22 protein-coding genes and 1 pseudogene are annotated in these 24,422 nt (G+C 49.6%); 17 read left to right on the top strand and 6 right to left on the bottom strand.

All coding sequences use genetic code 11. The features are described 5' to 3' along the window. Positions 1–112: 112 nt before the first annotated feature. The 3 genes from ABIA61_RS15220 to ABIA61_RS15210 all read left to right on the top strand — a co-directional run bounded on the left by ABIA61_RS15220 (position 113) and on the right by ABIA61_RS15210 (position 2,964). A complete protein-coding gene (locus tag ABIA61_RS15220) occupies positions 113–1,522 on the top strand; it encodes an MATE family efflux transporter (RefSeq protein ID WP_283653741.1) in 1,410 nt (469 codons plus the stop codon). Between the two features lie 113 nt (positions 1,523–1,635). Further along, complete coding sequence (locus ABIA61_RS15215; protein WP_404519318.1) at positions 1,636–1,830, top strand: hypothetical protein; 195 nt, start codon at positions 1,636–1,638, stop codon at positions 1,828–1,830. A gap of 120 nt (positions 1,831–1,950) precedes the next feature. Beyond that, complete coding sequence (locus ABIA61_RS15210) at positions 1,951–2,964, top strand: LacI family DNA-binding transcriptional regulator (RefSeq protein WP_283653740.1); 1,014 nt, start codon at positions 1,951–1,953, stop codon at positions 2,962–2,964. Between the two features lie 188 nt (positions 2,965–3,152). Here ABIA61_RS15210 and ABIA61_RS15205 read toward each other — a convergent pair whose 3' ends face one another. Next, positions 3,153–4,109 (bottom strand): sugar kinase, encoded by a 957-nt coding sequence (locus tag ABIA61_RS15205; protein ID WP_283653739.1) that lies wholly within the window; start codon positions 4,107–4,109, stop codon positions 3,153–3,155. A 340-nt stretch (positions 4,110–4,449) separates the two neighbouring features. On the opposite strand from ABIA61_RS15205, the gene kduI reads away from it, so the two are divergent. From kduI to ABIA61_RS15165, 8 genes are all read left to right on the top strand, one after another. Continuing rightward, positions 4,450–5,280, top strand: a complete 831-nt coding sequence (kduI, locus tag ABIA61_RS15200; RefSeq protein WP_404580960.1) for a 5-dehydro-4-deoxy-D-glucuronate isomerase — start codon at positions 4,450–4,452, stop codon at positions 5,278–5,280. A gap of 76 nt (positions 5,281–5,356) precedes the next feature. After that, entirely contained in the window at positions 5,357–6,001 is a 645-nt protein-coding gene (locus ABIA61_RS15195; protein ID WP_283653737.1) for a bifunctional 2-keto-4-hydroxyglutarate aldolase/2-keto-3-deoxy-6-phosphogluconate aldolase, read from the top strand. A gap of 49 nt (positions 6,002–6,050) precedes the next feature. Further along, on the top strand, positions 6,051–6,827 hold the full coding sequence (kduD, locus tag ABIA61_RS15190) for a 2-dehydro-3-deoxy-D-gluconate 5-dehydrogenase KduD (RefSeq protein WP_404580959.1): 777 nt from the start codon (positions 6,051–6,053) through the stop codon (positions 6,825–6,827). Positions 6,828–7,080: 253 nt separating this feature from the next. Continuing rightward, a complete protein-coding gene (locus ABIA61_RS15185) occupies positions 7,081–8,319 on the top strand; it encodes a CynX/NimT family MFS transporter (protein ID WP_283653735.1) in 1,239 nt (412 codons plus the stop codon). After that, complete coding sequence (locus tag ABIA61_RS15180; protein ID WP_404580958.1) at positions 8,300–9,451, top strand: winged helix-turn-helix domain-containing protein; 1,152 nt, start codon at positions 8,300–8,302, stop codon at positions 9,449–9,451. The genes ABIA61_RS15185 and ABIA61_RS15180 overlap by 20 nt, the downstream gene beginning before the upstream one ends. Before the next feature lie 93 nt (positions 9,452–9,544). Next, the gene (locus ABIA61_RS15175; RefSeq protein ID WP_404580957.1) at positions 9,545–10,909 is read left to right on the top strand and encodes an MFS transporter; all 1,365 of its coding nucleotides are present in this window, start codon (positions 9,545–9,547) and stop codon (positions 10,907–10,909) included. Between the two features lie 49 nt (positions 10,910–10,958). Further along, positions 10,959–11,546 (top strand): GNAT family N-acetyltransferase, encoded by a 588-nt coding sequence (locus tag ABIA61_RS15170; protein ID WP_404580956.1) that lies wholly within the window; start codon positions 10,959–10,961, stop codon positions 11,544–11,546. Positions 11,547–11,819: 273 nt separating this feature from the next. After that, positions 11,820–12,989, top strand: a complete 1,170-nt coding sequence (locus tag ABIA61_RS15165; protein WP_283653731.1) for a cation:proton antiporter — start codon at positions 11,820–11,822, stop codon at positions 12,987–12,989. A gap of 144 nt (positions 12,990–13,133) precedes the next feature. Here the strand turns inward: ABIA61_RS15165 and ABIA61_RS15160 are convergent, their stop codons facing one another. Further along, the gene (locus tag ABIA61_RS15160; RefSeq protein WP_283653730.1) at positions 13,134–13,769 is read right to left on the bottom strand and encodes an NAD(P)-dependent oxidoreductase; all 636 of its coding nucleotides are present in this window, start codon (positions 13,767–13,769) and stop codon (positions 13,134–13,136) included. Between the two features lie 260 nt (positions 13,770–14,029). Here ABIA61_RS15160 and ABIA61_RS15155 point away from each other — a divergent pair, with 260 nt between their 5' ends. From ABIA61_RS15155 to ABIA61_RS15145, 3 genes are all read left to right on the top strand, one after another. Continuing rightward, entirely contained in the window at positions 14,030–14,983 is a 954-nt protein-coding gene (locus tag ABIA61_RS15155) for an alpha/beta hydrolase (protein ID WP_404580955.1), read from the top strand. A gap of 202 nt (positions 14,984–15,185) precedes the next feature. Further along, positions 15,186–15,743 (top strand): glycerol-3-phosphate responsive antiterminator, encoded by a 558-nt coding sequence (locus tag ABIA61_RS15150; RefSeq protein ID WP_404580954.1) that lies wholly within the window; start codon positions 15,186–15,188, stop codon positions 15,741–15,743. 178 nt (positions 15,744–15,921) lie between these two features. Beyond that, a complete protein-coding gene (locus tag ABIA61_RS15145) occupies positions 15,922–17,625 on the top strand; it encodes a glycerol-3-phosphate dehydrogenase/oxidase (protein ID WP_283653727.1) in 1,704 nt (567 codons plus the stop codon). Between the two features lie 133 nt (positions 17,626–17,758). Here ABIA61_RS15145 and ABIA61_RS15140 read toward each other — a convergent pair whose 3' ends face one another. Beyond that, complete coding sequence (locus tag ABIA61_RS15140) at positions 17,759–18,436, bottom strand: CidB/LrgB family autolysis modulator (protein ID WP_283653726.1); 678 nt, start codon at positions 18,434–18,436, stop codon at positions 17,759–17,761. Further along, positions 18,433–18,804 (bottom strand): CidA/LrgA family protein, encoded by a 372-nt coding sequence (locus tag ABIA61_RS15135; RefSeq protein ID WP_014278636.1) that lies wholly within the window; start codon positions 18,802–18,804, stop codon positions 18,433–18,435. The genes ABIA61_RS15140 and ABIA61_RS15135 overlap by 4 nt, the downstream gene beginning before the upstream one ends. Positions 18,805–18,936: 132 nt before the next feature. On the opposite strand from ABIA61_RS15135, the gene cidR reads away from it, so the two are divergent. After that, positions 18,937–19,836, top strand: a complete 900-nt coding sequence (gene cidR, locus ABIA61_RS15130) for a cidABC operon transcriptional activator CidR (protein WP_044644329.1) — start codon at positions 18,937–18,939, stop codon at positions 19,834–19,836. 135 nt (positions 19,837–19,971) lie between these two features. On the opposite strand, the gene ABIA61_RS15125 is transcribed toward cidR, so the two are convergent. Together ABIA61_RS15125 and ABIA61_RS15120 are read right to left on the bottom strand one after the other, a co-directional pair. After that, positions 19,972–20,127: an aspartyl-phosphate phosphatase Spo0E family protein gene (locus ABIA61_RS15125; protein WP_283656341.1), complete on the bottom strand. Its 156-nt coding sequence runs from the start codon at positions 20,125–20,127 to the stop codon at positions 19,972–19,974. A gap of 161 nt (positions 20,128–20,288) precedes the next feature. Beyond that, on the bottom strand, positions 20,289–21,365 hold the full coding sequence (locus tag ABIA61_RS15120) for a diguanylate cyclase (protein ID WP_283653724.1): 1,077 nt from the start codon (positions 21,363–21,365) through the stop codon (positions 20,289–20,291). A gap of 167 nt (positions 21,366–21,532) precedes the next feature. Between ABIA61_RS15120 and ABIA61_RS15115 the strand changes: the two are divergent. Both ABIA61_RS15115 and ABIA61_RS15110 read left to right on the top strand, forming a co-directional pair. Beyond that, positions 21,533–23,899: pseudogene (locus ABIA61_RS15115) on the top strand (helicase C-terminal domain-containing protein). Next, a complete protein-coding gene (locus ABIA61_RS15110) occupies positions 23,889–24,398 on the top strand; it encodes a MarR family winged helix-turn-helix transcriptional regulator (RefSeq protein ID WP_283653722.1) in 510 nt (169 codons plus the stop codon). The pseudogene ABIA61_RS15115 and the gene ABIA61_RS15110 overlap by 11 nt, the downstream one beginning before the upstream one ends. Positions 24,399–24,422 lie beyond the last annotated feature (24 nt).

The following is a 24,422-nucleotide window of genomic DNA, read 5'->3' as shown; positions in this document are numbered from 1 at the left end:
TGAATTCTTACGCGTTTTGCAAATCATTTTACACAAACGGGATGTATTTTCAGAAAGACTGTGCTAACATACCCTTTGTTCGTTAAATAATTCTATGAAGAAAGGTGAATGAATGACAACCAGAGCACTAAAAAAAGGGTCGGTATTGTCCGAAGCCAAGGAACTGAATTTGTTCCATTTGACATGGCCCATTTTCCTCGAATTGTTCCTGTTTATGCTGATGGGCAGCGTCGATACGTTCATGATCAGTTCTGTATCTGATAATGCCGTGTCGGGTGTAGGCGCGTCCAACCAAATTATTTCAATTGCCATCCTTGTACTGGAGGTTATCGGCAACGGCGCTGCTATCGTCGTAGCTCAATATATCGGTTCTAAGAAGCTTGTCGAAGCGGCCCAGGTTACGGGTACGGCCATTACCTTGAATTTGATGGTAGGTCTTTTGCTTAGCGTGATTTTTCTTGTATTTGGTACTCATATGCTGCAATGGCTTAACGTCCAGGGAGATATTCTGGTTTATGCAGAATCCTATATGAGTATCGTCGGGGGTGCCATTTTCCTTCAGGCATTGATCAACGCGCTGGCGGCGACGATTCGTACACATGGTTTTACCAAGGAAACGATGTATGTATCCATGCTGATGAACGTGATCCACGTGGTCGGTAACTATGTTTTGATTTTCGGACATTGGGGAATGCCTGCGCTCGGCGTAGAGGGGGCAGCTATTTCTACGGTGGGAAGCCGTTTTGTGTGTCTCCTGATTTTCTTCTGGCTGATGTACCGCGTAACCGAGGTGCGTGTCGAGTGGAGATATTACGTTCAGTTGTCCAAAAAGTTTATCGCTAAAATTTTGCGCATTGGTGTACCCTCCGCGCTGGAGTCCATCATGTATCAGTCGTGTCAGCTCATTTTCACACTGTACGTGACCTATCTGGGCGCAGAAGCGATGGCGACCCGTCAATATGCCAATAACATTTCGAGCTATATCTACTTGTTCAGTATGGCGGTCGGTATGGGTACGGCCATCGTGGTCGGAAGACTGGTCGGAGCCAGACAGAAGGATACAGCCTACAAACGTGTAATGAGTAGTGTAAAATGGGCGCTCCTCGTGACCGTTGTTATTGATGTGATTATTATCTTTTTCCGCGTGCCATTGCTCAGCTTGTTCACCGAAAACCCTGAGATTATTCGCTTGGGAGCGCAGGTGATTTTACTTAGCATTCTGTTGGAAACCGGTCGGACGACGAATATTGTTATTATTAACTCGTTGCGTGCTGCTGGAGATGCCAAGTTCCCGGTCTTTATAGGACTGATCTCCATGGTCTGCATGAGCTTGCCACTCGGTTATCTGCTTGTGTTCAAGCTGGATATGGGACTCGCTGGTGTGTGGTTGGCGATTGCCGCAGATGAATGGACTCGTGCCTTCATTATGTATGCCCGCTGGAGAAGCCGTTTGTGGGAAAAGCATGCGCTGGTGGAGCACGATACACCAGATCAGCCAGCAACCCCAATTCCGGTACACTGATTCGAGGATCATTTATGATTATGTAGAGGTAGTTCAAGAGAGCATCTTGAACTGCCTCTTTTTGCTGCATGGAGAGTAAATAGTAGTTTTATAAGCTGATTTAAAAAAGGTACATGGAAAACGGAGTAGGCGGAATGGTGCTGTACAAGCGAAGCGGTCGCTTTAAAAGCTTTCGTAGGAAAGCTCGCTTCGGAAGCGTTACATCCCCGGATTTCTACTCTGATCATAGGATTAATTCCAGAAATCCGGGGGCGGTGGCGATGGGAAGCACCATCCGTCTGCGCAGTGGCACGATAGGTAACTTTTAAGTTCAGATTATATAATCATGGTATTCATAAATAGAAGTATGGTAAATTTACTAAAAAAAAGATATACTTTTGTTGCACTAATGCAGTGCATGCAGTACATGAGGGACAAGGAGCGTATCCATGAAGAAACCGACGATTGAAGATGTTGCCCAGAAGGCGGGAGTGTCTAAAAGCACCGTCTCGCAATTTCTGAACAAACGATATAAATACATGAGCGACCAGACCAGAGACCGGATTGCCGAGGTCATTCGGGAATTAAATTATCAGCCCAACGGGCTGGCCCGCAGTTTAAAACAGAACCGGACGTTTATGGTGGGTGTCATTGTAGCCAACATTGATTACACGCTGTCGATCCAGTCCATTCGGGCTATTGAGGAGGAATTGCAGCGTTTTGGCATTCAGGTTATCATCTGTAACGCCGACGAAAACCCGGACAAGGAGAGCCAGTATATTGAGATGCTCAAGGCTCGTCAGGTGGACGGATTGATTATTTTCCCGACAGGCAAGCATGCGGATATTTACAACCAGCTCATTCGTGAAAAGTACCCGTTGGTGTTTTTGGATCGTCTGGTAGACGGTGTGAACACGCGCAGCCTGTTGCTGGATAACGAAATGGCGGTCAAGCTGGCGATTCAGGAGCTGGTGGCCCATAAGCATGAACGGATCGCGCTGATTACCCTGCCGCTGGGACTGAACCGGATTACTCCAAGGGTAGAGCGGTTGAGCGGGTACAAAAAGGCGCTGGAAGAGCGTGGCTTGCCCTTTCGGGAAGAGTACATGCGCAGTGTGCCGAAGGAGGATATCCAGCAGACGCTGGAGGAGCTATTTCAGTTGCCAGAGCCGCCGACTGCGCTGTTGGCCGGGAACGATATCGTGCTGGCAGAGGTGCTGAAATATGTGAATGCCCGACGTAAACGCATTCCGGCCGAGCTGTCCATTATCGGAATTGACGATGCAGAGTTTGCCCATATTTACAATCCGCCGATTACGACCATTACGCAGCCGATTGCGGATATGGGAAAGCAGGCTGCAAAGACGCTGTTGTCCAGCATCGAGGAGGGCGGCGAATCGGTTCCGATCATTTACCGCTTTGTGCCTGATTTAAACCGGGGTGAATCCGTCAAAACGTTGTAGGTGAACCTCTAATATCACATCATAAGAAATAACCCGTATTCCTGTCTGCGTTATAAGCCTGCATATACTTGCTCAGGCCGCGCATAAGTGAATACGGGTTATTTGAGTTATCTCCGAAGCTTCCTAACTCACCCTTGTTGAGCTTGTGGAACCAGCGATGAAGGAAAAGGCAGGGGTAAGAAACCTGCCTAATTCGTGCTGGCGCTGAGCAAAAAGGACTCCAGCTCAGATCGCGTAGGATAGCCGTCCATGTCTCCGGCTGACATGACAGCCAGTGCGCCGAGGGCGTTGCCGCGTTTGACCGCTTCGGCCAGGGGCAAGCCCTCCAGCAGTGCGCTGATGACGCCAGCGGCAAAGCCGTCGCCCGCCCCAACGGTATCGACGACATGCTCCACTCGGAAGCGTTTCACATATCCTTCTGCATCGGCGGATTTATAATACGCTCCTTCTGTCCCCAGCTTGATGATGACCAGCGAAGTACCACGGTCAAGGTAGAAGGAAGCGATATCCTCAGGTGAGGTGTAGCCTGTCAATATTTTACCTTCATGAATGCCTGGCAGAAGCCAGTCGCAACCCTCAGATGCCTCGTTAATAGCCTCCACCATCGTTTGCGTATCAGGCCATAACTTGGGTCTGAGGTTCGGATCGAAGGATACGGTTTTTCCTGCCTTTTTCATAAACTGCCGCGCATGTCGGGCGAAGTCACGACATTCGGGAGAAAGGGCGACAGAAATACCTGTAAAGTGCAGGTGGCGTGCCCCGGCAAAGTATGCCTCGTTAAAATCGGCGATGCTTAATGTGGAAGCGGCAGAGTGTCTGCGAAAATACTCGACCTCCGGATCCCCGCTTGTGACTTTGGATTTAATCAGCATCCCGGTAGAGTGGTCTTTGGTAAACATGACGTTCTGGGTGTCGATCCCCTCCTGACGCAGCGCCCCGGCAATGAACCTGCCGAATGCATCCTCGCCTAGTTTGGTCACGAGCCCTGCTCGTAGTCCCAAACGTGCCAAACCGGACGAAACATTCGTCTCTGCTCCGGCCAGCGCTTTGGTGAACGAACGCACCTCATCCAGAGAGCCTGCTTCATTGGCATAAAACATGGCCATCGGTTCTCCGAAGGTAACAGCATCCAATGTTGCGGTCATTCTAAATTCCTCCTTTGTTTAGTAAACTAAATCTGTAAGCGTATGCACCAATTGAATAAATTGAAATTATCACATAAATCGGTTTTTCACAATGAGGAAGTTGATATATTTGTTAAAAACTTTTTGGATAATGTAGATAAAAAAATATGAATTTGTTTATCAAACGGTAAAAAGAGTGTAAAAGTTCGTGAATATTAAGGATTTTTCAAGGAATAGTGAAGAATTGGGTTGACACCCCCATAGATAATTATTACAATTCTAGCTAAGAAGTAGAGTTAGAAACCGCTTTTATAACAATTCCATTGATAAAAAAGTTTATCTAAACAGGAGGAATGTTTTTATGGAAATGCGTTATTCAACTCATCCCGAACATGCCAAGCATTTTACGACTGAAGAACTGCGTCAGCACTATTTGATACAGGAACTGTTTGTGCCTGAGGAAGTTAAGCTGGTTTATACGCATGAAGATCGTGTCATTATCGGGGGCATTCATCCCGTGAATAAATCCGTTGCGCTGGAAGGCAACGATCAAATCAAGGCGGAAACCTTTTTGGAGCGCCGGGAACTGGGCATTTTTAATGTCGGCGGCAGCGGTACTGTAAAAGTTGACGGTGAAACCTATGAGTTGAACACGAAAGACTGTCTCTACGTAGGCAGAGGGGGCAAGGAGTTGATCTTTGAAAGCGATTCCAGCTCGAAACCTGCAAAATTTTACATTGTGTCGGCGCTGGCTCATACCACGTATCCGACAACGAAGCAGTCTTTTGCCGATGTGCCGTCTGAAAGTCTGGGCGCGCAGGAAACAGCCAATAACCGCACCTTGCGCCGCTTTATCCATGATGAAGGCATTCAGAGCTGTCAGCTGGTTATGGGGATGACGACACTGGAAAACGGAAGCGTATGGAACTCCATGCCAACACATGTTCATGACCGTCGTATGGAAGTGTATTTCTACTTTGAGCTGGATGAGAACGCCAGAATGTTCCACCTGATGGGTGAGCCGAACGAGACGCGCCATCTGGTGATGAAGAATGATGAAGCGGTTATTTCGCCACCTTGGTCTATTCACTGTGGCGCGGCTACTGGCAGCTATACCTTCATTTGGGGCATGGCTGGAGAAAATAAAACTTACAAAGACATGGATCAGGTAGCCATGAGCGAGTTGCGTTAATCCGGCATATTGGAGCGGGGTACTTGCAAGCGGTTAATGGAATATAGCCATCCCATTCGTGGAAAGGATCAGGAACATGACGAAAAAGAAAGTTTTGGAGCATATCACTTCGGTTGGTGTTGTCGCAGTCATTCGGGGAAACACAGCGGAGGAAGCGTACCAAATGTCCAAAGCCTGTATTGAAGGCGGTTTGGACAATATTGAGCTTACGTTTACCACGCCGGATGCGGATCAGGTGATTCGCAGATTGAGAGACGAATTTAAGGACCGGGCTGTTATTGGTGCGGGAACCGTACTAGAGCCGCTGACAGCGAGAATTGCTATTTTGGCTGGAGCAGAGTTCGTAGTGAGTCCTTCTTTTGAAGAAGAAACGGCGAAGCTGTGTAATTTGTACGCGATTCCCTATATGCCCGGTTGCATGACGCTGAATGAAATTAAGGAAGCGATGAAGCTGGGCAGTGATGTCGTGAAGCTGTTCCCTGGTAGTGCCATGGGTGCGGATTTTGTCAAGGCGGTCAAAGGGCCAATGCCTCATGTACAAATTATGCCAACGGGCGGCGTCGATCTGGATAACATGGAAACATGGCTACGCAACGGAAGTGTCGCAGTGGGCATCGGGGGAAACCTGACGGCTCCGGCCAAGGATGGCCGCTACGATCTGATCACAGAGAACGCTGCGCGTTATGTGGCTAAATATAAGGAAGTTCGTGCAGCGCTGTAGGATTCATTGAGGTATATATTTTAAACTAATATATGATGGAGGCGTAAGTATGGGTCTGGATACTTTTTCATTGGATTTTTTCAGCCTGAAAGGCAAAACAGCGATTGTAACGGGTGGCAACAGCGGCTTGGGTCAGGGATATTCAGTAGCTTTGGCTAAAGCGGGCGCGGATCTGTTCATTGTAGCCAACAATGATGATTATGAAGAAACAAGACGTCTGCTCGAACCTACAGGTGTGAAGGTTGTTTTTCATGAGGCGGATCTGACGCAAAGAGAATCTATTACAAAGATTGTAGAAGAAAGTGTCAAGGCATTCGGCAAAATCGATATTCTCGTAAACAACGCAGGTACGATTCGTCGCGCTCCTTTGCTGGAGTACAAAGATGAGGATTGGGACGCGGTGATGGAAATCAACCTGAATGCTGTTTATCACCTGAGTCAGGAAGTAGCAAAGGTGATGGTTGAGCAAAAAGGCGGGAAAATTATCAACGTCGCTTCCATGCTTGCTTTTCAGGGTGGAAAGTTCGTTCCGCCGTATACAGCAAGTAAGCACGCAGTGGCTGGCTTGACCAAGGCGTTTGCCAACGAGCTGGCGGTTCATAACGTTCAGATTAATGCGATTGCCCCTGGTTATATTGCTACGGCGAACACAGCTCCAATCCGTGCGGATGAGAGCCGCAATCAGGAAATCTTGTCGCGTATTCCTGCGGGGCGCTGGGGAGATCCGTCCGATTTGATGGGAGTTGTTGTTTTCCTCGCAAGTCAGGGCTCCGACTACATGAACGGTCATATCTTGGCGGTGGATGGCGGCTGGCTGGTACGTTAAGCAGCACTGGATGCATCTAAGTCATAGACCGAAAGCTGCCTCAAAAGGAAAGCATCCTTTCGGGCAGCTTTTGTTTGTTTGGCTGTAGCTGTGGTTGTACGCTGAATTGAAGATTTGGAGTGCTACGCTTATCCGTCCTATGCATATGGCATAAATGCCATTATAATTTAATGAGATAGAAATTGCTCAGGCTCCAGCCGTACACTCGGTTGGAGCCTTTGAGCATAACACAGATAGATTGGAGAATGGAGAGATGAGTTCACAGCAACACCAACGAGCTTTGGTATACAAATCCTTGTGGCATGCCGGTCCTTGGGTGCTTGCCGCAGGGATCATTCTGGTAGGTGCCAATCTGCGCGCCTCGATTACCTCGGTAGGACCTCTTATCGGTTTGATTAAGGATTCTTTGCATATTTCGAATACACTGAGTGGCCTATTAACGACATTGCCGCTGCTGGCTTTTGCCCTGTTGTCGCCTTTTGTAGCCAAACTGTCGCGCCGCTTCGGGTCGCCTCTTATTATTTTTGCAGCCTTGCTGCTGTTGACCGCAGGTATTGTGGTGCGCTCAACGCTGGGGGTGACCGCATTATTTGCTGGGACAGCCATGTTGGGACTGGCTATTGCCGTGTGTAATGTTTTGCTGCCCAGTTTGATCAAAGAGGAGTTTCCTCGCAACAGCGGGCTGATGACCGGCGTATATTCAGTATCCATGAATGTAGTCGCTGCAACAGCATCCGGTCTGAGTATACCGCTGGCTCTGAACGGAGGTTTGGGCTGGCGCGGTGCTTTGGGAATATGGGGGATTGTGGGTGTCGTAGGTATTTTACTCTGGGTGCCCCAGCTTCTTAAGGCGCGCAAAACGGCCAATAAAGCGGCAGTGTCTGCCCGAACCGTGAATGTGTATACATCGTCTTTGGCTTGGAAGGTGACGCTGTTTATGGGGCTGCAATCTGCCCTATTCTACGTCCCTGCCGCATGGTTTCCCGAGATGATGGTTGGACAGGGAATGGATTCAGAGACTGCGGGATGGATGCTGTCCATGCTGCAGTTTTCGCAAATGCCGTTTACTTTTATTGTGCCTATTTGGGCAGCTCGGGTAAAGGATCAGCGGGTATTGGTTCTGATTATGGCTGCGCTGTATTTTATCGGTCTGGGTGGATTTCTGCTTGGGGCTACACAGTGGAGTGTGATTTGGGTCATTTGTATCGGTATAGCGGGTGGTTTTGCTTTCCCGTTGGTGATGATGTTCTTTAATTTGCGGACGCGGACACCGCAGCAGGCAGCAGAGCTGTCTGGTATGGCGCAATCCTTTGGTTATTTGCTAGCAGCGACAGGGCCGACGCTGTTCGGTTATTTACATGATGCAACACAAGGCTGGACAATTCCGCTGCTTCTACTCTTGTGTCTGAGCGTTTTGCTCATGTTTACAGGGCTGGGTGCAGCCAAGAAACGATATGTCGGAGGCGAGGTGGATGATCAGGCTACAATTTGATACAGACGGTTATAGTGTAATCTGTAGTGCAGATCGTGTTATGTTGTTGGCTAAAGAGTTTGCGCTACTGCGCTTTCTATACGATAACCGGAATCAGGTGTTCACCCGGGAACAACTGCTGGATCGTGTGTGGCCGCTGGAATATCCGGTGGAGCGCACGGTGGATGATCATATCTACAGATTGCGTAAAAAGCTCAAGCCATGGAATGCTCTTCGTATTCATACGGTCCGGGGGTATGGCTACAGCTTGACCCTTACTGGCGTGCAACGACAGAATCATCCGTCCCTGCGCGATCAGGAGGTACAAGACGCTGTCCACGGACTGTTACGGAAATACCAATTGCTGGGACAGGGGAATTCCATCGTGGCGCTGGCTGCTCAGCAGGAGCAGATGGGGTTCGAACTGTCTCCTTTTTATCAGATGTATACCCGGTTTGTGCAGGCCGATATATTGTGGTTTTTGGAACGGGAGGACTTTACACCTAAAGATCGACTGTACTGGATGTTACTGCTATATATAGGTACAGCAGGGGTAACGGATCAGAAGCTTGCTCTATGTGAGCAGGCGCTTTCCAGTGGATTACTATCCGCCGAGCAGGAGCGGGAATTGCGTATTCTCAACATCCTGGAGGCTTATGTGGAGAATGGACAACCTGAACGTGCACTGGAGAGACTTCCGCTGGCTTTTGCAGTGATGGAGCGGGATGAGCTGGACAAATTTGTGATGCCTGTTGCGCTGATGGAGATGTACATGCATCTGACCGCCAACCGTATGGAGGAGGCTAGGGTACTATCCGTTCGATTGGAAGGGATGCTATCTGAGGCTCCGTATTTGCGGGAGCTGGGGCGTTATCGGATGATGCAGGGATTCATGCTCCTGCTTACCGGGGGAGTGGACGAGGCCGAGCGGCTATTGGATGAGGGGCTGAACACGCTTGATATGGCTAAACAGGAGCTGCTTAAAATCAAGGCAGTCTGTCAAATCCGCGGCTTTTTGAAGCGTTATGGTGCTTTTCCTGCGTTGGAAGAGAAATATGCTACTCAATATGAACGACTTGATCGGGACAATGGCTTAACGATGCATCGTTTGGCACTAAGGCGTTGGTTGGAGCAAACACTTTCTGCGGTCTGACATGTTTCTCGCTGTCTGATTTTCCTCTGATATAGGCCCGCTAGAATGTTCTTATTGCTAATAATGCAGAAAATGAGAGCAGGGTGAATAGAAATGAAGGAAAAAAAAGAATCAGAATCCACGCCCAGCATTTGGCGCAACGGCCGTTTTCGGCGGATGTTTGCGGCGCACACGGCTGCTTCCTTTGGCGATTGGTTTGATGCCATCGCCATTCAGGTGCTCGTCGCTTACCGCTGGGAAGCCGACCCCATGCTGATTGCGCTGATTCCGGTAGTGATGGCGCTGCCGGGTCTGCTGCTGGGCTCTATCGCGGGCACGTTTGCCGACCGGGTGCATAAGGCCCGGCTGATGATCGTCTGCGATGCAGTTATTGCCTTGTTGACGCTGGCGATTCTCGCTGTTTCGGGGCCAGTGTGGCTGTTGCCTCTGCTGGGTCTGCGTGCGGCGGCTGGCGTGTTCCAAATGCCGTCACAGCAAGGCTTGACACGCACTGTAGTCGCCAGCAGCGACCTGTTTCGGGCGACCTCGCTGAATGGGCTGGTCAATCAGGCTTCCAAAGTGGCGGGTCCATTATTGGGAGCCATGACCTTGGCTGTGATGTCGCCCCAAGCCTGCATTATCCTCAATGCGCTGCTGCGCCTGTGCTCAGGCCTGGTTCTGTGGCCGCTACGCGGAATCGGCCCCGCCCTCGTCAGCATAGAGCAGCAAGCGACTATTGCTGTGCTGCAAGGAAAGCCGGATTCGCCAAGCGAGGCTGAGGCTGATGAAGCCGAGAATCGGAAGGAGCGTGTCGGCGCGTCCCGTTTTTTCAGCCAATGGCGCGAGGGCTGGGCGTTCCTATGGCGCAGCCGAATGCTTTTGCATACGCTTGTGTTCGGACTTTTCGGCATGATCGCCATTCTCATGATTGACTACCAGTTTCCGACGTTGCTGCGAGTGCTAGCCCCGGGTAACGAATCGCTGCTCGGTTGGCTGGTTTCAGCCATAGGCGCTGGCGCCGTCGGATGCATGCTTGTGCTTAATCGCTTGAATCGCATAAGCGCAGGCTGGGGGCTCGGTGGAGGTTATGTGCTGGTTGGTGGAGCTATTGCTGCTTTAGGCTGGGCGCAACCGGGGACAGGATTACCCGTACTGCTTATGATTGGGGCCATGCTAGGCGTGGGAAACGGCCTGTACATCATCACCCAGAATTACATATTGCAAGCCCGAACACCGGCCGATATGGTGGGGCGCGTCTTCGGTATCCAAAGTACCGTGACCGGAGCGATCATGATCGTCTCACCGCTTATCGGGGGTGCAATGATTCGCATAGCCGGAGCAGGAACTACCTTTGTCTGGATTGGGGTGACGATTGGGGCTTTGGGCTTAGTCGGACTCATGCTTCAATCCGTCATTTGGCGCGAGTCACCTGCTGATTTCAACAATTCTGCTGTGAAAAATGCCGACCCTGCACAGTAGTTGGTTTCCAAATTTTATAACTGAACATTTTTAGAATAGGAGGATGATTATGACTCAAAAATCTTCGTCCACAACGTCTGTGGCGCGGTTACTGGAGGGATCGCGGGTGTATCTGCGTCCGATTCACGTGGAGGACACCGAACTATACTATAATACGTTGTTTGATCAGGACGTGAGGAGGATGACGGGTACGCAGCGCAGCTTTACCAAGGATCAAATTGGGCGTTATATTGAATCCAAAGGGCAGGGTACCTCCAGCTTGCTGCTACTCATTGCCCTTCAGGAAGATGACCGTATCATTGGTGACATTGCTCTTCAGGATATGGACAGCCTGAACCGCAGTGCCAACATCCGCATTGCCATTAATGAACAGGAGAATCAGGGAAAAGGCTACGGCACTGAGGCGCTTGTGCTAATGCTGGATTACGGATTCGGTATCTGTAATCTGCATCGAATTGAGCTGAACGTGTATGATTTTAATGAACGGGCTATCCGTTGCTATGAAAAAATAGGCTTCCAACGTGAAGGCGTGCAACGGGATGCTTTATTTTATAATCATCAATACCATGACTCCATTCTGATGAGTATGCTGTCCTCTGAATACCGTGTCCGCTATGTAGAAAAAGCAGAGAACTGATTCAAAGCATTTACAGCGGTTTAATGAAAAGGTATAATAAAGGCATATATGCGCGAACTTATGTAGGTTACTGAATGACAACATAAAATGACAATGAATTACCGGAGGAGCCTGTCACCAAGGCTCCTCTTTGTCTTTTTTTAAGGGGATCTGTAATTACAGGTTCCTTTTTTGTTGTGTTCAGGGCACGTCAGCACATATTTTGCGCAAATTTTTAGCATTTTATCAATACTAGATGTCTACCATTTGATGATTAAAGGAGGTATATGAGCCATGCAATTTATATTGTATCTTTTGCTGATTCTGCTGTTTACTAAAGTGGCTGGTGATCTGTCGGTAAGGCTCGGTCAGCCTTCAGTGCTAGGGAAGCTGATTGCTGGTATTGTACTCGGTCCAGCGGTATTGGGGTGGGTTCAGAACAACACACTTATTCATGATATGTCTGAAATCGGAGTGCTGCTGCTGATGTTCATTGCCGGGCTGGAGACGGATCTGGATCAGCTTCGGCGTAACTGGAAACCAGCGGTAGCCGTAGCAGTTGGGGGGATTATTCTTCCGTTGATCTGCGGTTTTGGAGTTGGGGAAGCCTTCGGATTTTCGGTGCATGAAGGATGGTTTCTCGGTGTTGTCCTGAGCGCCACTTCCGTCAGCATTACGGTGCAGGTGCTAAAGGATATGAACAAGCTTAACACCCGGGAAGGCTCGACGATTTTGGGTGCAGCGGTGCTGGATGATGTACTTGTCGTGGTGTTGCTTGCAGTGATGATGAGTGTATTCGGGGTAGGAGGGGGAACATCTCTGGGGCTTCTCGTCGGCAAAAAGCTTCTTTTCTTTGTCGTCGCTATATTCGGAGGATGGTTTGTGGTTCCCTGGATCATGAAAATACTGGCTCCGCTCAAGGTGACAGAGGCCACCATTACCGCTGCTTTGATCATCTGCTTCGGGTTTGCGTATTTTGCAGATATGTTGGGTATGGCGGGCATTATCGGAGCCTTTGCTGCCGGGATTGCCATTTCGCAAACGAGCTTTAAGCATGTCGTGGAAGAAAAAGTGGAGCCCATCGCTTATTCCATCTTTGTCCCTGTGTTTTTTGTCAGCATTGGATTAAATGTTTCCTTCGAGGGAGTAGGGCAGCAGATCGGGTTTGTCGTTGCATTGACACTGGTTGCTATGGTGACGAAGCTGATCGGTGGCGGAATCGGGGCACGTCTGACAGGCTTTAATAACCGTTCTTCGCTCGCGATTGGCTCCGGTATGATATCTCGCGGTGAAGTCGCGCTCATTATCGCAGCTACTGGGCTGCAAACGGGCCTGCTGGCACAGCAATATTTTACATCCGTCATTATTGCTGTCATTCTGACGACTTTGGCTGCACCTCCGATTCTCAAGCTGTGCTTTAGCGATAAGAAATCTCCCGGCCATGAGCAGAAGAAGCATAGCTAAGTCATACCTAAAAGACCCTCCGGGTTCATATTCCCACGGTGTGCATGGAAGGTTCGGTTTGTAACAAAACCGAACCTTTCATGACATATGGGACATGACCGAAGGGTCTTTTTCATACATATATGTTCGGATTAGGTGCAGGAATTAGGACTCGGATACCACGGTGAAACGTTGGTTCAGATGCTGTGGTTTCTCGATTTCGTCAATTACAGCCACCGCATAATCTTCATAGCTGACATAGCTTGCGCCTTTGGAATTGACTTGCAGCACATCTTTGCCAACTTGATAAGAACCTGTGCGTTTGCCGAGAGCAAATTCAGCGGAAGGACTAATGAAAGTCCAGTTCAGATCGTTGGTTCCACGCAAAATTTCCAGATTCTTTCCTTGATTATTAGCCGTTGGGTATACGAAATCCGGGAAATCAGGAGTGTCTTTTACCAACAAGGTTTGGGACTCATCTGTGAACAGGCTGCCTGCGCCGCCCACAACAATCAGGCGAGTACCGGACACATTACGCAGTGCTTCAATTAGAATGTTACCTGCATCTACATGCAGATGCTCCTGACCACGTGGAGCAGCAAAAGCGTTAACGACAACGTCAAAGTCTTTCAGGTCGTCTGTTTTCAGATCGAAAACGTCTTTTTGTACCACAGTCGCACGGCTGTCTGTGACTTTGGCAGAGTCGCGAACGATCGCTGTTACTTCATGCCCTCTGTCCAATGCCTCTTTAACAATGTTGCCTCCTGCTTTACCGCCTGCACCAATAACTGCAATTTTCATAATAAATAGCCTCCTATAAATATGATCTGTATGATTCATTAGTTTGATCGTAAGTTCATCCTGTTCATTCACGAACTTGGATATGTAACTATTATAGTTACATTTCGGAATGAAAGTCAAGTCCTTCTGTTGGGCATCCTAAAGCCATCCGATTAAAAAGAAATGATACCGTTTAAGTATATAAGGTGAAGCTGAATGAGCCTGGATAAGCAACTTTGGATAGATAAAAACAACAGACAGGAAAGGAAGAGTGAACCGATATGAGTAAAAAGATACAGCTTGAACCCGCAGCGCAGAAGTTCGCAGACGATAACGCCAAGCCTCCGTTTCTGTACGATTTGGGCCCTGCAAAGGGACGTGAAGCGGTCAATGAGGTCCAAGCGGGTCCGGCAAACAAGCCTGCCGCAGACCTGGAAGACCTGTCCATTCCCGGTGGGCCAAGCGGGGAGGTCAAGGTCCGGATTGTTCGTCCACAACAGGTGACAGGCGACCTCCCGGTTATTGTATACATCCACGGGGCAGGATGGGTATTCGGTAATGCCCACACGCATGATCGTCTGATCCGTGAGCTGGCTGTGGGTGCGCAGGCAGCGGTTGTATTCCCGGAATACAGCTTGTCACCTGAAGCAAAATATCCAACGGCAATTGAGGAAATCTACGCGGTCGTTCAGTGGGTGGCTCAGCATGGACGCGAGCATGGGCTGAAGCCTGATACGCTGACGGTAGCTGGAGACAGTGTCGGCGGTAACATGACCGCAGCCGTAACATTGCTTGCCAAGGAACGAAGCGCTCCTGCTATCCGACAGCAGTTGTTGTTCTACCCGGTGACAGACGCTTCTTTTGACACGGAATCGTATCATGAATTCGCCACAGGGTATTTCCTGAGCCGTGAAGGGATGCAATGGTTCTGGGATCAATACACGACAGACCCCAATGAACGGGCACAGATTACGGCGTCTCCGCTGCGGGCAACGACCGAACAGCTCAAGGGGCTGCCGCCAGCATTGGTCATCACAGGCGAGGCTGACGTGCTGCGGGATGAAGGGGAAGCTTATGCGAACAAGCTGCGTGAGGCCGGGGTGGATGTGATCGCTGCCCGCTTTCAGGGCATCATTCACGACTTCGTAATGCTGAACCCGTTATCGGAAACCGCAGCCAAGCGCGGGGCGATTGCGCTGGCTACCTCATGGCTGCGCCAAGGGTTTGAGGGCTAGTGCAATATAAAGCTTTTCAAAGGCACTGACATATGATGTGGTCTATTTCTGTTAAGGACTGAGGCTGTTTTCCCGAAGGATTTACTTTCGGGAGGACAGCTTTTTATATATGCCTAAAATGAAACCGCTTCACGTTAGTTAAACAGAGTGATAATATAAAATTTGAAAGAGTTGACCGACAATCAGCATAAGGAGGATATCCATGCCATTTCAGGGACAACGCATTTTGCCTGCGGCTAAGCATATGAAACAGCTGGAGGATATTTTGGACAGCTCCTATGAGTATACGGTTTTTCTGGATACGCACGTAGCACAGCTACGCAGCCTGTACCAGTTGGCGCGGAGCCACAACAAGCGGATGCTTCTTCATGCCGATCTGGTGCAGGGCTTAAAGAATGATGAATATGCCACTGAATATTTGTGTCAGGAGATTAAGCCGTTCGGTATTATTTCGACCCGATCCGGTGTGATTGCGACCGCCAAAAAGAAAGGTATTCTCGCTGTACAACGGGTATTCATGCTAGATACGATTGCGCTGGAAAAAAGCTACGCACTGGTGGAAAAAACGCGACCCGATTACATCGAGGTACTGCCCGGCGTAGTTCCGCCCATGATTACAGAGGTTAGTGAACGCACGGGTATTCCCATCTTGGCGGGAGGACTGATTCGTACCCCTGAGGATGTGGAAGCAGCGCTCGCTGCTGGAGCTACAGCAGTTACAACATCCAATAAACAGCTTTTTGAGCATTATAGGCAATAGCTAATAACCCCTTTTCACAGAGTACGGTGTGTGCTAGGATATAGATAAGTTAATACTCGTCAGGAGATTTGGAGAGACCATGAACCGCTCGGCATACGCCGCAGCGATGTTCGTGGTCTTTTTTTGTATCTTTTGATGACTGGGTCGGTGGATGATTATAGAGATGGAGGGATAGAAAATGGGAGAGCTTGCATTTGCTGCGCAGGAGAGAACGGCTGTTTTGGAGCGTATGGGGCGTGAGCATTTTGATATTTTAATTATTGGCGGCGGGATTACAGGGGCAGGGATTGCGCTGGATGCCGCTGACCGCGGCTTGAAGACAGCGCTGGTCGAGATGCAGGATTTTGCGGCAGGTACGTCCAGTCGATCCACAAAGCTGGTGCATGGCGGCCTTCGATATTTGAAGCAGTTTGAGGTTAAAATGGTAGCCGAGGTCGGGAAGGAGCGGGCAATTGTATTCGAAAATGGCCCGCATGTGACCACGCCGGAGCGTATGCTGCTTCCGTTTCACAAGGGAGGCACGTTTAACGCATTTACCACTTCTGTCGGACTGCTGGTATATGATTTTCTCGCCGGGGTTAAGCATAGTGAACGCCGCCGAATGCTGGATATTCGGGCTACGCTGGAGCGGGAGCCTTTGTTGAAGCGGGAAGGACTCAAGGGGAGCGGCAGCTATGTGGAGTACCGTACGGACGATGCTCGTCTGACGATTGAGGTCATGAAGGAGGCTGTGGCACGAGGAGCTTTGGCTGTAAACTACGCCAAGGCCGACAAGCTGCTGTATGATGACGGACAAATCAGCGGCGCGAGCGTAACGGATCGGGTAACGGGGCAGTCTCATGAAATCCGGGCTTCGCTGGTTGTTAACGCCGCCGGACCGTGGGTGGATACGCTGCGGGAGATGGATCGGTCCAAAGAAGGCAAGGTACTTCGCTTGACCAAAGGTGTCCATCTGGTGTTCGATGCCAAGCGATTCCCGCTCAGACAGGCCGTTTATTTTGATACACCGGATGGACGGATGGTATTCGCTATTCCCCGTGACGGGAAAACGTACGCAGGTACGACCGACACGGTATATGAAGGGGATACAGCTCATCCCCGAATGACCGCCAAAGACCGGACATATGTGCTTCAAGCGATCAACGGCATGTTTCCTGAGGTGAAGCTGACCGTCAAGGATGTGGAATCGAGCTGGGCAGGTGTACGGCCGCTCATTTACGAGGATGGCAAAAGCCCTTCGGAAATTTCGCGCAAGGATGAAATTTGGGAATCCCGCTCGGGCCTGATCACGATTGCGGGTGGCAAGCTGACAGGCTACCGGAAAATGTCCGAACTGGTTGTAGACCGTGTGGTACGGGAGCTGGGGCGCTTACACGGGCAGACCTTCCGGGCATGTCGTACCAGGCACATCCCGATCTCGGGCGGTAACGTAGGCGGCTCCGCCGGTTGGGATGCCTTCGTGAGCGGGCAAGCGGCAGCAGGTGCTGCGCTCGGATTGCCGCCAGAAACCGCCAGAGCATGGGCCACTCGATATGGCTCCAATGCGGAGCGGTTGTTTGCCATAGCGGCACGCAGCATGAAGGAGGCCAGCGAGACGGAAGCGGCGCTGCCTGTGGAAGTGCGTGTCCCGCTCCTGTATGCCATGGAGCAGGAAATGACGGTGACACCGTCTGATTTTTTCATACGCCGCACCGGAGCGTTGTTTTTTGAGATTGACGGGGTGAAGCGCTGGAAGCAGCCCGTCATTGCGCTGATGTCTGAGCATGCAGGCTGGAGCGCCGCGCAAGAGCGACAACATGCGGCAGAGCTGGATACTTATTTGCACGAAGCCGTGACGCCTGTTGAGGCTGAGAAGAAACCCGGCGCTGTTAAAGCGATCTGATGGTACGGGAGATAAGTGACTCTTACTTCCGAATAGACGAAGAAGCTCCGTCCCACTACAGCTAGTGGAACGGAGCTTCTTCGTTTTGTATATCAGGGGCAGTATCCATTCAATATCTCGTGTGTTACTGAGCTTACAGCATCAAGTGGAACAGGAACGGAGCAGCCGCCAAGGTAAAGAGGGCGGCGAGCACCATAGAGATGCTGGAAATAGTGCCCGTCAGCGAACTGAACTCGAACGCTTTGGAGGTACCTGTACCATGAGCCCCGGTACCGAGCAGTACACCGCGCGAAACTTCATTTTCGATATGGAACAGCTTCACGATCATCGGACCGATAATGAGACCGCTCAATCCGGTTAAAATAACGAACACAGCCGTGACTGTCGGATTACCGCCAATCGTTTGTGAAACATTCATGGCAATCGGTGTCGTAATGGAGCGAGGAATCAGGCTGCTCATCAGCGAGGAATCCAGATGCATCCATTTGGCGAGTACCATGGAGGATACTACGGCTACGACTGAACCGGACAGCACGCTAAGCACGATTTGGGTCGCATGTTTTTTCAGCACAGGGAAATATCGGTACAAAGGGACGGCAAATGCAATCGTGGCTGGTTGGAGCAGCATGGAGAGCAAATGGGCACCCGAGTTATAGGAACGGTAATTTATACCCGAAAGCGTCAAAATTAAAATAATAATGATCGGTGTAATGAGTAGTGGAGACATATACACCTTGGGGAGCGTGCGGTACATGCGTTTGGCCATCCAGTAAATAGCGAGCGTCAATACAATACATAGAAGACCGATCATGATGATTTGTGCTCCTTTCGTTTGCCGAGCAGACTGGCGATCATGCCCGTGCAGGCCATCACGAGAAAGGTACCAAGCAGTACGACCAGCATAATGCTCATACCATCGTGCTCCAGCATCGGCCAATAATTCATAACGCCGACAGCGGAGGGAATAAAGAATAATAGCAGTTCGGCCAGCAGCCAGTTTGCGCCGATCTCAATCCAGCTTAGGCGGATCACGCCTGTTTGCAGCAGAATAAAGAGAATCAGCATGCCGATAATGCTACCGGGTACAGGCAGGTGAAGCCAGGAGACCACCGCGTTCAGGATGAGCGAAAAGGCCATCAGGACGGCGATCTGGAGGACACCGCGTATGAAGCTTTTCATATATAATGGCTCCTATCTATGAGTTCCGTTATTTTTCAAACTGTAATGAAATTTTACATCACAAGCTTTCATGAGTAAAATGCATATAAAGAATACGATGTATTCCGTTTGTCTATGGAAGAAGGTGATGGGATGGATATCCGACATTTGCAGTATTTTTTGGAGGTCGCGCGCTTGCGCAGCTTTACGAAGGCGGCCCAGAGCATGTTTATTACACAGCCGACGATCAGCAAGACGATTAAAAGCCTGGAGGATGAATTGGGTGTCGCTTTGTTTGACCGGATCGGCAAAAGAATCGAGCTGACGGACGCGGGCAAGGTGATTGAGCTTCAGGCGCAAGCGATTGTGAAGTCCTTCCAGAGCTTGTCGTCCGAGCTGAGTGATTTGATGAACCTGAAAAAAGGGCACATCCGTATCGGTCTGCCTCCCATGGTCGGATCGAGCTTTTTTCCACGCGTCATTGGGGAATTTCACAAGGCATATCCCGATGTGACCATTCAGCTATTTGAGGATGGGGCAAAAAAAGTAGAACAGGACGTAGGCGCGGGCGCACTGGATATTGGTGTAATTGTGCTGCCAGCAAGTGGGGATATATTCGAGACGTTTCTGTTCGTGGAGGAAAAGCTGAACTTGCTGGTTCACCCTACGCATGTACTGGCAGAGCGTACAGAGGTACCGCTGGCAGCGCTGGCGGAGGAATCGTTTGTACTGTTCCGCGAGGATTTTACACTGCATGACCGTATTATTGCAGAGTGTGTCCGGGCTGGCTTCCAGCCGCGCGTCGTCTATGAAAGCTCACAGTGGGACCTGATCAGCGAAATGGTTGCTGCGAACTTGGGGATAGCGCTACTGCCGGAAGCGATTTGCCGTGAACTTGATTCTGAACGATTGCGTGTTATTCCACTCGTTGATCCCGTCATTCCCTGGCATCTAGGGATGATCTGGCGAAAGGATCGGTATCTGTCCTTTGCCGCGAGAGAATGGATTACGTTTACGCAGGAACTACTGCGGACGGAGTACCGAAGAAAGTAGTAAGCGAGGAAGTAAGGGAAGAAATAAGTAAGATGAGGGTATCCTACCGGAAAGTTAACACGTACAGGTACGGCAGCGGAACACGAGGCTATGTACAAAAAAAGCTGCCCGTAAGGGCAGCGGTGTAGCTTTCTTCTATGGATGTGCCTGATTGTCGCCATTTATCGCTCGCTTGGTGTGGAGATACTTGTCCATAATTCGGTCAAGTCGAGAGGATTTGACCAATACACGTTCATCCCTTAATCCATGTAAGGTTGCCATACGATTTAGTTCGCAGCGTTCTTTTTCCATAAGTTTTTCCAATTGTTCGAGGTCCAAAAAGCCCACCCCCCATGTCGATTGTAAGGCATGTCTCCTCTAACGGCAGAAGATTTTCTAATACAAATCTTATTTCCATTTTACCACTTTTTATTAACAATAATCCAGCTTTCCAGACATTTAGCGACTTATAATTATCGTTTTGCTATTTCTACCCGATTGCGTCCTGAGCGTTTGGCTTCATATAGAGCGTCGTCCACCTTCTCCAATAATTTATCCGCTGCAATGGTAGGGAAGCTGCCTGCTCCGATAGATACCGTCAGAGAAACGATGGTTCCGTCATTTAGTTGAAAGGGACCGTTTTCCACAGCCTTTCGAATCTTTTCGGCAAAGCTTGCTGCTTTCCGGCTGTCGCAATCTCCAATCAGAATGGCAAATTCTTCTCCGCCTTTACGGGAGGGGTATGTCTTCCTTGTAGACTCCCGGTTTAACAAAATTCCCAATTGGTTTAAGACGGTGTCACCGTTCAAATGGCCATACGTATCATTAATATTTTTAAAGTGGTCAATATCCAGCATCAGGAGTCCAAAGGGTTGTTTAGTAGCCTTGGAAGTATGAAAGACCTCTTCAAATAGCGCATCGAAAGCACGCGGACTGTATAATCCGGTTAAATGGTCCCGATTCGCAGCGTCTTCGAGTAGATGAATGGCCCGTTCTGTTTTTTTGATATGGGACACCATAAAATAAGTGAACAGGCCGCCAAGCAACTTAACGGTTGTGACTATTATAATAGTTTCATTATCAGGAGGATTAACCACATAGAAAGTAGATAACAGCGACACAACAGCAGCTCCAAGCACGGCTGACATCCATTTGCGGAGCGTTAGGCTTTTTTCTCGAATGAAGGTAAGTGAAATGCCCAGTGTCATGAAGCAATTGACAGTAGCAGTCAGAGAAACATCTGTCCAACCACCGGTGATATAAATACGGTACAGGCTTATGATCAGGGTGGTCAACAGACCGGATATTGGTCCTCCCATATAAACAGATATGATAATAGCCAATTGGCGCAGATCGACCACAAAATGCCCGCGGATCCATAAACCAGTCATCATTAAAAGAATACCAAACAGTCCCAGCATTAAACCGTTCATTACCCGATAAAGGAATACATGTTTTTCCAGGTAACGTTCGTATTTTCGTGAAAGCAAATTTCCAAAGAATAAGAAGCTCGTTAATAATCCGAAGTTGTTAATTAATTCTTTTAACATAACCCTATCCTTTATGCTGTAATGTGAGTTTGACAATGCTGAGAATAAAGTAATAAGCCTCACTTCTATATTTCGGTAAAAAATAAGTGTGAGTGAATACCAATCGACCATAAACGATGCTTATGACCCTTACGTTTCCTTTATCTTCGTGATAAAGTGAAAGGACTATGATCGGAACGGGTGATCGTATGAAGGAACCAATTAACATATCGGTGCGACCCCTTGTGGAATATGTGCATCGGAGCGGCAGCATTCACGGTGGTTTCCGCTCGAACAGCAGCATGCTGGAGGGAACACGCGTACACCAGCTTATCCAAAAAAGTTATAAGGAGCATGACCGCAAAGAGGTACATTTGCGTACAGAAATTCTATATGAGGGTGCTCTATTTATCGTTGAGGGCCGCTGTGATGGACTGATTGAGCTGGACGGCATATGGACAGTTGATGAAATCAAGTCGGTTTCCATTCCTCTCGAAGATATTCCGGGGGACGGTCAACCTGTGCATTGGGCGCAAGCGTTTCTGTACGCCTATATGATTGCCCGCGAAGAGCAGCGCAATTCCATGCAGGCCCAGCTTACTTATGTACAGGCATACAGCGGAGAAATTCGGCGCTTCAGACGGGAGTTATCCTTTGCAGAGCTGGAGACCTTTGCGCTGAGGATGGTCGAGGGTTATGCGCCGTATGCATTCCTGCTGAGAGCACATGCAGAGAAGCGGGATGCCAGTATTGCAACACTGGCCTTTCCCTTTGACACGTATCGTTCAGGCCAGCGGCCTCTGGCGGGTTCGGTGTACAAGACGATTGCAGAAGGGGTCAATCTGTTTGCTAAAGCGCCTACGGGTATCGGTAAAACGGTATCTACCCTGTTTCCTGCAATCAAGGCCATCGGTGAAGGGCTGGTGAGCCGGGTATATTATGTGACGGCCCGTACCACAACCCGCGCAGCAGCGGAAGAAGCGTATGCCAAAATGCAGGCCCAAGGGCTGCATATGCATGTAGTAACCTTGACGGCGAAGGATAAAATCTACTTCAAGGATGAAAATGATTGCGATGCCGGAGCATGCAGCATGTGCGAGGGATATTACGACCGGATCAACGGTGCGGTGTCCGATATTTTGGCGAACGAGACGTTGATGACCCGGGCGGTGATTGAGTATTATGCGCGCAAGCATAGGGTATGTCCGTTTGAATTTTCGCTGGACGTGGCATATGCCTCGGAGGGTATAATCAGTGACTATAATTATGTTTTTGATCCGCGTATTTCCTTGAAAAGACTGCTGGAGGAGCACAAGCGAAAAGGTGTTGTGCTGGTGGATGAGGCGCATAATCTGGTGGAACGCGGCCGGGATATGTTTTCGGCGGAAATTTTGAAAACGTCTTTTTTGGAATTGAAAAAAGAATTCAAGCTGCTAAGCCCGGAGATTGCGGGGTCGGCTAGTGCAGTTAACGCGCACATGATTGCATTGCGCAAGCTATACGCGGATACAGGAAAAGCAGTAAATACGGTAGCACCGCATGAGGTGCTGGATCTATTGGCACCTTTTGTAGAGGCAGCCGAACATGAACTGTTAACGGGCGTCGGTAGTACGAGCAGCTCGGGAGCGGCCTAAACATTGCTGTTGGATACGTATTTTGCCGCTCAAAGCATGCTGCGGATTGCAGCTTTGTACGATGAACGCTACGTCACTTATATTGAGGCGGGACGCAGTGAAGTGCGGGTCAAGCTGTTCTGCCTGGATCCTTCGCATTTGCTGGGACAGGCTGTGAAGGGCTATCGCTCTGCGATTTATTTTTCTGCGACGTTGACGCCGCTTGCGTATTACCGGGACATGCTGGGAGCAAGGGAAGAAGATTACACGTTGCAGGTTCCTTCTCCTTTTCATCAGGAGCAATGGGATGTACGCCTGTTACCACTCTCTATCCGTTATCGGGATCGTGAGCGCTCGAAAGGGGCGATTGCAGATATGCTGGCGGGATTGGCTGAGGAACGTAAAGGGAATATGCTCGTGTTTTTCCCTTCCTATCCGTATCTGCGAGAGGTATATGAGGAATTTATGACCCGGGGCGTGTCCGTGGAAACGCTGGTACAAAGTCCAGGGATGACCGAACCGGAGCGGGATCACTTTCTGGAGGCTTTTCAGCCGGGGCAAGAGCGTACCCTGCTTGGCTTTGCCGTACTGGGAGGCGTGTTTGCGGAAGGCGTTGATTTGCCGGGTGATCGTTTGAACGGAGTCGTAGTTGTTGGTGTCGGGTTGCCGCAAATTGGCGCAGAGCGGGATGTGCTGCGAGATTATTTTTCGGAACAGGGACGGAATGGATTCAACTATGCGTATGTGTATCCGGGGATGAACAAGGTTCTTCAGGCAGGGGGCAGGCTTATCCGCACAGAGCATGACGAAGGCTTGCTGGTGCTGATAGATGACCGGTTTGCCAAGGAGCCGTATGCTTCTTTGCTGCCGGAGGAATGGAGAAGCTATCGTTTGACGGAACAAGCGGGATCAGGGAAGGAATGGACAGGCCATGAATTTTAATTTTCATAATGACTCTATACGCGGGGTACTACGTAGTTTTGGACAAGAGGAAGCAGAAGTGGACAATATGGAGACTTTTGTGACTTTTGCGCGCTTGGCTAACGGTATTTTCAGAGAAATAGATACCGATCTTACCAAGCTGGGAGTCTCTCAGGGCCGAATCATCGTCCTTAGCCTGTTGCATTGCCATACGCTGCACCGGATGACACCATCAGAGCTGTCAGAAAAGGCAGATGTGACGCGGGGAACCATGACGGGGCTAATCGACGGTCTGGAGCGGGATGGAATGATTGAACGGGTGGCTCACGAGAGCGATGGACGAATGGTCACGGTCGGACTAAAGGAGGCAGGACGGGAGCTACTGGTAACGGTCGTGCCTTACTATATGAAGCTGATCCGTGCATGTATGTCCGAGTTTACGACAGAGGATCATGAGATGATGAAGGGCTTGCTCGGTAAAATGAAAAGGGGTTTTGAACGGTCTTTGCCGAAATGCTGAGTTCCTGATATGAGGGATAAGGAA

The sequence above is a fragment of the Paenibacillus sp. RC21 genome, from assembly GCF_044907935.1.
Classification (GTDB): Bacteria; Bacillota; Bacilli; order Paenibacillales; family Paenibacillaceae; genus Paenibacillus; species Paenibacillus terrae_A.
This window is presented reverse-complemented; position numbering and strand designations above follow the sequence as displayed.

What these genes read in the sequence shown, in the direction of transcription:
- ABIA61_RS15220 (WP_283653741.1), top strand. Translation starts at nt 113, where the DNA reads ATGACAACCAGAGCACTAAAAAAAGGGTCGGTATTGTCCGAAGCCAAG.
- ABIA61_RS15215 (WP_404519318.1), top strand. Translation starts at nt 1,636, where the DNA reads ATGGAAAACGGAGTAGGCGGAATGGTGCTGTACAAGCGAAGCGGTCGC.
- ABIA61_RS15210 (WP_283653740.1), top strand. Translation starts at nt 1,951, where the DNA reads ATGAAGAAACCGACGATTGAAGATGTTGCCCAGAAGGCGGGAGTGTCT.
- ABIA61_RS15205 (WP_283653739.1), bottom strand. Translation starts at nt 4,109, where the DNA reads ATGACCGCAACATTGGATGCTGTTACCTTCGGAGAACCGATGGCCATG.
- kduI (WP_404580960.1), top strand. Translation starts at nt 4,450, where the DNA reads ATGGAAATGCGTTATTCAACTCATCCCGAACATGCCAAGCATTTTACG.
- ABIA61_RS15195 (WP_283653737.1), top strand. Translation starts at nt 5,357, where the DNA reads ATGACGAAAAAGAAAGTTTTGGAGCATATCACTTCGGTTGGTGTTGTC.
- kduD (WP_404580959.1), top strand. Translation starts at nt 6,051, where the DNA reads ATGGGTCTGGATACTTTTTCATTGGATTTTTTCAGCCTGAAAGGCAAA.
- ABIA61_RS15185 (WP_283653735.1), top strand. Translation starts at nt 7,081, where the DNA reads ATGAGTTCACAGCAACACCAACGAGCTTTGGTATACAAATCCTTGTGG.
- ABIA61_RS15180 (WP_404580958.1), top strand. Translation starts at nt 8,300, where the DNA reads ATGATCAGGCTACAATTTGATACAGACGGTTATAGTGTAATCTGTAGT.
- ABIA61_RS15175 (WP_404580957.1), top strand. Translation starts at nt 9,545, where the DNA reads ATGAAGGAAAAAAAAGAATCAGAATCCACGCCCAGCATTTGGCGCAAC.
- ABIA61_RS15170 (WP_404580956.1), top strand. Translation starts at nt 10,959, where the DNA reads ATGACTCAAAAATCTTCGTCCACAACGTCTGTGGCGCGGTTACTGGAG.
- ABIA61_RS15165 (WP_283653731.1), top strand. Translation starts at nt 11,820, where the DNA reads ATGCAATTTATATTGTATCTTTTGCTGATTCTGCTGTTTACTAAAGTG.
- ABIA61_RS15160 (WP_283653730.1), bottom strand. Translation starts at nt 13,769, where the DNA reads ATGAAAATTGCAGTTATTGGTGCAGGCGGTAAAGCAGGAGGCAACATT.
- ABIA61_RS15155 (WP_404580955.1), top strand. Translation starts at nt 14,030, where the DNA reads ATGAGTAAAAAGATACAGCTTGAACCCGCAGCGCAGAAGTTCGCAGAC.
- ABIA61_RS15150 (WP_404580954.1), top strand. Translation starts at nt 15,186, where the DNA reads ATGCCATTTCAGGGACAACGCATTTTGCCTGCGGCTAAGCATATGAAA.
- ABIA61_RS15145 (WP_283653727.1), top strand. Translation starts at nt 15,922, where the DNA reads ATGGGAGAGCTTGCATTTGCTGCGCAGGAGAGAACGGCTGTTTTGGAG.
- ABIA61_RS15140 (WP_283653726.1), bottom strand. Translation starts at nt 18,436, where the DNA reads ATGATCGGTCTTCTATGTATTGTATTGACGCTCGCTATTTACTGGATG.
- ABIA61_RS15135 (WP_014278636.1), bottom strand. Translation starts at nt 18,804, where the DNA reads ATGAAAAGCTTCATACGCGGTGTCCTCCAGATCGCCGTCCTGATGGCC.
- cidR (WP_044644329.1), top strand. Translation starts at nt 18,937, where the DNA reads ATGGATATCCGACATTTGCAGTATTTTTTGGAGGTCGCGCGCTTGCGC.
- ABIA61_RS15125 (WP_283656341.1), bottom strand. Translation starts at nt 20,127, where the DNA reads ATGGAAAAAGAACGCTGCGAACTAAATCGTATGGCAACCTTACATGGA.
- ABIA61_RS15120 (WP_283653724.1), bottom strand. Translation starts at nt 21,365, where the DNA reads ATGTTAAAAGAATTAATTAACAACTTCGGATTATTAACGAGCTTCTTA.
- ABIA61_RS15110 (WP_283653722.1), top strand. Translation starts at nt 23,889, where the DNA reads ATGAATTTTAATTTTCATAATGACTCTATACGCGGGGTACTACGTAGT.